Origin of the sequence: Collinsella aerofaciens (assembly GCF_015553355.1) — a bacterium.
In the GTDB taxonomy this organism is placed as follows: Bacteria; Actinomycetota; Coriobacteriia; order Coriobacteriales; family Coriobacteriaceae; genus Collinsella; species Collinsella aerofaciens_V.
The window spans coordinates 54,898-61,907 of the sequence record NZ_JADNGN010000009.1 but is presented as its reverse complement, the minus strand read 5'-3'; the positions used below and the strand labels follow the sequence as shown (position 1 = coordinate 61,907).

Below are 7,010 nucleotides of genomic sequence, written 5' to 3'. Positions count from 1 at the left end.
CTGGGCTTGATCATCTTCGAGACGGCGCCGACCACGCAGTCGACCCCCAGGCCGGAGAGCCTCTTCTGCAGGTCGAACCCCGTGACCCCGGACTCGTACACGCACCTGGCCCTGGGGTCCACGGACCGCACCCACTCCGCGACTGCCCCGGCGTCGTAGCCGAAGGTCGCGCAGCGCACCTCCCCGGTCATGACGTCGAGGGAGACTGCCTTTATCGAGCGGGCGTGGACGTCGAGGCCGACGAAGGTGGTAGTATCGAGCATGGGAGCCCCTTCCATGAATGCGGCGTGGCCGCCGCGGCTGAATTAGACACTCACCATTGTCGGCCTAATCCGCGGTCTTTCATGCAGCAGGGGCTCTCAATGTTTTTATGTCCTGCTCATATCGTCTGTGCCGGCACTTTGGGACACTCCTTGCGCCAAGTCTGCCGGCCCACACCGGACTCGTCCCATGCTTTACCGAGATAAAGTGAACGTGCAGATTCGTAACCCACTTGCAACCGTTCTATGGCACGATATTGAACGAATGTATGCTATGAGCCCAAATCTTTTGGGCAGAGTGGGAGACAGTATGGTCAAGCTGTACGAGGACGGCATCTACCTGCGCGGCGGCAGCGAGGTTGTGCCTGCGGCCGAGGCTGCCGAGCGCGGTATTACGCAGACGCCCGAGGACGCCAAGCGTGGCACCATCGCGTATTCGATCCTTCAGGCACACAACACGTCCGGCGACCCCGAGGCGCTCAAGATTCGTTTCGATGCCATGGCGAGCCACGACATCACCTTTGTCGGCATCATCCAGACGGCGCGCGCCTCGGGCATGGAGCAGTTCCCACTGCCCTACGTGCTCACCAACTGTCACAACTCGCTGTGCGCCGTGGGCGGCACTATCAACGAGGACGACCACGTCTTCGGTCTCTCGGCTGCCAAAAAGTACGGCGGCATCTTCGTTCCGCCCCATATCGCGGTCATCCATTCCTTTATGCGCGAGAACTTCGCCGGCTGCGGCAAGATGATTTTGGGCTCCGACTCGCACACCCGCTACGGCGCCCTGGGCACCATGGCCGTGGGCGAGGGCGGCGGCGAGCTGGCAAAGCAGCTGCTGCGTGACACCTACGACGTCGCCTATCCCGGCGTCGTCGCCATCTACCTCACGGGCGCCCCGCGTCCCGGCGTCGGCCCGCACGATGTGGCGCTCGCCATCATCCGAGCCGTCTTTGCCAAGGGCTACGTTAAGAACAAGGTCATGGAGTTTGTGGGCCCCGGCATCGCGAGCATGACGACCGACTACCGCAACGGCATCGATGTCATGACCACCGAGACCACCTGCCTGTCGAGCATCTGGGCCACCGACGAGGACACGCACGCGTTTTTGACCATGCACGGCCGCGGCGACGACTACCGCGAGCTCAAGCCCGCCGATGTTGCCTACTACGACGGCTGCGTCGAGGTCGATCTGTCGAGCATCAAGCCCATGATCGCGCTGCCGTTCCATCCTTCCAACGGCTTTGAGATCGACGAGCTCAACGAGAACCTCGGGGACATCCTGCATGAGGTGGAGCTCGAGGCTGCCAAGATCGGCGAAGGCAAGACGCACTTTAGCCTGCTCGATAAGATCGTCGACGGAAAGCTGCACGTGCAGCAGGGCGTTATCGCCGGCTGCTCGGGCGGCAACTACGACTCCGTGGTCCAGGCCGCCCGCGTGCTCAAGGGCGCCAACACCGGCTGCGGCGAGTTCTCGCTGTCGGTCTATCCCACGAGCCAGCCCGTGGCACTCGAGCTTACACGCCGCGGCTATATCTACGATCTCATGGAGGCTGGCGCGATCGTGCGCACGGCGTTCTGCGGCCCGTGTTTCGGTGCCGGCGACACGCCTGCCAACAACGGCCTGTCCATCCGCCACACCACGCGCAACTTCCCCAACCGCGAGGGTTCCAAGCCGGGTAATGGCCAGCTGAGCGCCGTGGCCCTGATGGACGCCCGCTCCATTGCGGCGACGGCTGCCAACGGCGGCATCCTGACGCCAGCGACCGACCTGCCCGAGGAAACTTGGGACGAGGCCTGCGAGTACACCTTTGACGATGCACCGTACAAGAAGCGCGTGTACTGGGGCTTTGGCAAGGCGGAGCCTGCCGACGAGCTGGTCGAGGGTCCCAACATCAAGCCGTGGCCCGCGATGGAGCCCCTCGGCGACGACATCCTGCTTAAGGTGTGCTCCAAGATCATGGACCCGGTCACCACGACCGACGAGCTTATTCCTTCGGGCGAGACGAGCTCCTTCCGCTCCAACCCGCTGGGCCTGGCCGAGTTTACGCTCAGCCGCCGCGACCCTGCCTACGTGGGTCGCTCCAAGGAAGTCGACGCCGTGGAGAAGCGTCGCGTGGCCGGCGAGGCCGCGGGCGACCTGGCGGCACTCGATGCCGAGCTTGCGGGCGTGTTTGAGGCGCTGGCCGGCGCGGGCGTCGCGGCCGATGCCAAGGCGACCGAGTACGGCTCCATGCTCTATGCCAAGAAGTCCGGTGACGGTTCTGCTCGCGAGCAGGCTGCGAGCTGCCAGCGCGTCATCGGCGGCCTGGCAAACATCGTCCACGAGTACGCCACCAAGCGCTATCGCTCCAACGTGATGAACTGGGGCATGGTGCCCTTCCAGATGGAGGCCGAGCCCAACTTTGAGGTGGGCGACTACGTCTTTGTGCCGGGTATCCGTGCCGCGCTCGATGGCGACCTGAAGAACATCGCTGCCTACGTGGTGCGTGCCGACGGTGCGGTTGAGCAGATTGAGCTCTACATTGCCGATATGACGGCAGAGGAGCGTGCCATCGTCAAGGCCGGCTGCCTGATCAACTACAACAAGTTCAAGGCCGCTGCCGAGTAACGTTGCTGTACGCCCCGGACACACCTTTCCCTCGTGCTCACGCGCTTCGCGAGGGTCGCCCGAGGGAAAGGTGTGTCCGGGGCTACCGCGACGTTCTCGTTGGGTCTTGAGGGACGCTAATAAATAGACTTGCTTGATGCCGCCCCTGTTATCGGGGCGGTTTCTTTTTTCGAAAACCGCCACAAAGGGGCCTGCCCCTTTCGTGGTGGTGGTGGGCGAGCTCGATGCTGCCGTGCTCGCTGAACGACATTCTAATGAGCGTCTCTACAGGATTTCATCTGGGCTGGCGGGCTTGGTTGTTTTGGGGATGCCGAGTTTGGATGACGCGAAATCGTCAACATTGTCCTTGATTCCGTCTCTGGTGTAGACGGTGACCATATAGGTGCTGTGTCCGAATTCGCCCTTGTCGCGTGTTGCCCAGGCATCCCAGTAGGCGGCCCCGTTTCGCCCTTTGATTTTTCCGACACGGCGGAGTTCTGTTCGCTTTAATTTCTGGTTGCTATAGATAGTTCGACCGGCCTCCTCGGTGAGTCCGCACTGTCCAAGCATCTTGTCGAGGACTTGGTTCATGTGGCGCTCATCGGTGTTTGGTGCGTAGTCGTAGGCGAGGGTGATGGAGTCGAGGGGCTGGTCGTCGATCAAATAATTCATCGTCTGAGGTTCAAGGCTGAAATGGGGGAAGCATCCATCAATCGTTCCGAGCAGCGGTAACTTTGACCGCCAAATTCCGGTGGGAATTCCATCTTCGTAGAACACGCCGCGACAGATAAAGGAGAGCGAGGTGGCACGCGAGCCGGCGTCGACCATTCCGCATAAATCGAAGGGCGAGGCGATACCAAGGGAAAAGGGCGTGATGGCGATAAGGAAGAGCATCACGATGGGTATGGCTAGAATGGCGATGACGTTGCGACCGGTGGAATGAGGCGGCTTCATATGCGCTCCTCGAGACAAAGATCTGTTGAGGATAGGCAGAAATGGATATGTTCAGAGAACAATTCAAGTTTAATCTCATGGCGCGAGATGGTCGACCGTTAGCGTCGAAAACCACCACAAAGGTGCCTGTCCCCTTTGCGGTGCTTCTCGGTTTGTCTCGATCTGTAACAGTTAGACCCTAATTTGCCGAGTAGATGTTACAGATTGAGACAAACGGTTGCCGCTGGTCATTTTCTCTCGATCTGTAACATCTAGGATCAAAAATGGCTGCTAGATGTTACAGATCGAGACGGTAGTACGCCTGGGCAGCGGCGGGCTGACATCTCAGTACCCTATCCATCAATCACTCAGAAAATCTTATATATAGAGACTTAGATTTATGTATAAGATCGCGCAAAGCTGGCAACAATACTTCTCGAACAACGTGAAGCCGCCCCGTAGGGCGGCCACCCCAAGAGAGGTGATTCCATGAGAATCGATAAGCTAGCAATGACGTCGCGCGAGGCGCTGCAGACCGCCATGAGCACGGCTGCTGACGCGCAGGCCGGCGCGGTGGAGCCGATTCACCTGCTGTCCGCCCTGCTTGGTGCCGGCGAGCGCAATATCTCCGTGATTATCGAGCGCATCGGTGCCGACCCGGCTCAGCTCGCACGCTCCACGCAGGATGCCATCGACCACGCGCCCAAGGTTTCGGGCGAGGGCCAGCAGATAGGCCTGTCCAACGAGCTCGTCCGCGTCATCGAAAAGGCCGAGAAGAAGGCCACCAAGATGGGCGACAGCTTTGTGGTGACCGAGCATCTGCTGATGGCGCTTGCCGAGGACAAGGGCGAGGCCGGCCGCGTTCTGTGCGACGCCGGCGTGACCAAGGAGCGCATCGAGCAAGTCTACGAGGAGCTACGTGGCGATGATCGCGTGACGTCTGCCGAGGACAAGACGCAGTTTGAGGCGCTGGAGCAGTACGGACGCAACATCTGCGACCTCGCCCGCGCCGGCAAGCTCGACCCGGTCATCGGCCGTACCGACGAGATCCGTCGTACCATCCAGGTCCTGTCCCGTCGCACCAAGAACAACCCCGTGCTCATCGGTGAGCCGGGCGTCGGCAAGACGGCCATCGTCGAGGGCATCGCCCAGCGTATCGTAGCCGGCGACGTGCCGAGCACGCTGCGCGATCGCGACCTCATCGAGCTCGACATGAGCGCGCTGGTCGCCGGCGCCAAGTACCGCGGCGAGTTCGAGGACCGCTTGAAGGCCGTGCTCAAGGAAGTCCAAAAGTCCGAAGGCAAGGTCATCCTGTTCATCGATGAGCTCCACACCATCGTGGGCGCGGGTGCCACCGAGGGCTCCATGGACGCCGGCAACATCCTCAAGCCGGCGCTCGCCCGTGGCGACCTGCACGCGATCGGCGCGACCACGCTTGACGAGTACCGCAAGTACATCGAGAAGGACGCGGCGCTCGCGCGTCGTTTCCAGACCGTTATGGTGAGCGAGCCTACCGTCGAGGACACCATCTCGATCCTGCGTGGCCTCAAGGAGAAGTACGAGATCTTCCACGGCGTGCATATCACCGATAGCGCGCTCGTGGCGGCTGCCGACCTCTCCGATCGCTACATCGCCGACCGTTTCCTGCCCGACAAGGCCATCGACCTGGTCGATGAGGCCGCAAGCCGCCTGCGCATGGAGCTCGACAGCATGCCGGTCGAGATCGACGCCACCACGCGTCAGCTCACCCAGCTGCAGATCGAGGAGCAGGCACTCATGAAGGAGACCGATGACGCCTCCAAGGAGCGTCTGGAGGCCCTACGTCAGGAGATCGCCGAGGTCCAGGAAAAGCTCAACGTGCAAAAGGCCGGCTGGCTCAACCAAAAGAACGCCATCGACCACGTGCAGGAGCTCAAGGGCCGGCTCGACGAGGCCAAGAGCGAAGAGGAGCGCGCGACGCGCAACGGCGACCTGGGCCGTGCGTCCGAGCTGCGCTTCTCCGTGATTCCGGGCCTGCAGCAGCAGATTCAGGATTCCGAGGCCGCGCTCGAGGCACAAAAGCAGCAGGACGGCGAGGGCCTCAACGAACAGGTGACCTCCGATGAGATCGCCGAGGTCGTGAGCGCCTGGACCGGCGTGCCTGTGTCCAAGATGATGCAGGGCGAGCTCGACAAGTTGAAGGGCCTGGAGGGCGAGCTGCATAAGCGCGTCATCGGTCAGGACGAGGCCGTCTCCGCCGTTGCCGCGGCCGTGCGCCGCAGCCGTGCGGGTCTCTCCGATCCGGACAAGCCCATCGGCAGCTTCTTCTTCCTGGGCCCCACCGGCGTGGGTAAGACCGAGCTCGCCAAGGCGCTTGCCGAGTGCCTGTTCGACGACGAGCGCGCACTCGTGCGTATCGACATGTCCGAGTACATGGAGAAGTTCAGCGTCCAGCGTCTGATCGGTGCGCCCCCGGGATACGTGGGTTACGACGAGGGCGGCCAGCTCACCGAGGCCGTGCGCCGTCGTCCCTACTCCGTGATCTTGCTCGACGAGATGGAGAAGGCCCATCCGGATGTCTTTAACGTGCTGTTGCAGGTGCTCGACGACGGCCGTCTGACCGATGGCCAGGGTCGCCAGGTGTCCTTCAAGAACACGATTATCATCATGACGTCTAACGTGGGCTCCAAGGCTATCGCCGAGCTTTCGGGCAAGGACGAGGAGGAGATGCGCCATCAGGTCGACGCCGCCATGGCTCAGACCTTCCGCCCCGAGTTCCTCAACCGTATCGACGACATCGTGGTGTTCCATCCGCTCGGCATGGCGCAGATCGAGAAGATCGTCGACATCCAGCTTGCCGACGTCCGCGCGCGTCTGGCCAAGGAGCGCATGACGCTTGCCATCACCCCGGCGGCCAAGCAGATGCTCGCCGTGGGCGGCCTGGACCCGGTCTTTGGCGCCCGTCCGCTCAAGCGTCTGGTCCAGCGCGAGGTCGTGGATGCCATCGCCGCCGCCATCATCGACGGCACGGTGCGCGAGGGCGATCAGGTGACGGTCGATGTCGATAAGGACGGCGGCTTTACCGTCGTGTGCGATAACACGCCGGCGGCCACCTACGAGGTCCCCGATGCCGAGTAGATTTTTGGGACATGCCTTAAAATCTGCCAGCCGTTTCTAAACGCCAAGGGCGGCGGATCCAATTGGGTCCGCCGCCCTTTTTCGTGCGACAATCGATGATGTCGAGCACG

3 protein-coding genes and 1 pseudogene are annotated in these 7,010 nt (G+C 62.0%); 2 read left to right on the top strand and 2 right to left on the bottom strand.

Annotated features, from left to right (window positions below; all coding sequences use genetic code 11):
• Window positions 1-263: pseudogene (locus I2D57_RS03920) on the bottom strand (IS110 family transposase); the annotation flags it as partial.
• Window positions 264-570: 307 nt separating this feature from the next.
• Here I2D57_RS03920 and I2D57_RS03915 point away from each other — a divergent pair.
• A complete protein-coding gene (locus I2D57_RS03915; protein WP_195361554.1) occupies window positions 571-2,871 on the top strand; it encodes a hydratase in 2,301 nt (766 codons plus the stop codon).
• A 264-nt stretch (window positions 2,872-3,135) separates the two neighbouring features.
• Here the strand turns inward: I2D57_RS03915 and I2D57_RS03910 are convergent, their stop codons facing one another.
• Window positions 3,136-3,804, bottom strand: coding sequence for a hypothetical protein (locus I2D57_RS03910; RefSeq protein ID WP_195361553.1), 669 nt, complete (start codon window positions 3,802-3,804; stop codon window positions 3,136-3,138).
• 468 nt (window positions 3,805-4,272) lie between these two features.
• Here I2D57_RS03910 and clpB point away from each other — a divergent pair, with 468 nt between their 5' ends.
• Complete coding sequence (gene clpB, locus I2D57_RS03905) at window positions 4,273-6,900, top strand: ATP-dependent chaperone ClpB (RefSeq protein ID WP_195361552.1); 2,628 nt, start codon at window positions 4,273-4,275, stop codon at window positions 6,898-6,900.
• Window positions 6,901-7,010: the final 110 nt, after the last annotated feature.

Coding starts and splice junctions, on each gene's coding strand:
- I2D57_RS03910 (WP_195361553.1), bottom strand. CDS start 3,804: ATGAAGCCGCCTCATTCCACCGGTCGCAACGTCATCGCCATTCTAGCC.
- I2D57_RS03915 (WP_195361554.1), top strand. CDS start 571: ATGGTCAAGCTGTACGAGGACGGCATCTACCTGCGCGGCGGCAGCGAG.
- clpB (WP_195361552.1), top strand. CDS start 4,273: ATGAGAATCGATAAGCTAGCAATGACGTCGCGCGAGGCGCTGCAGACC.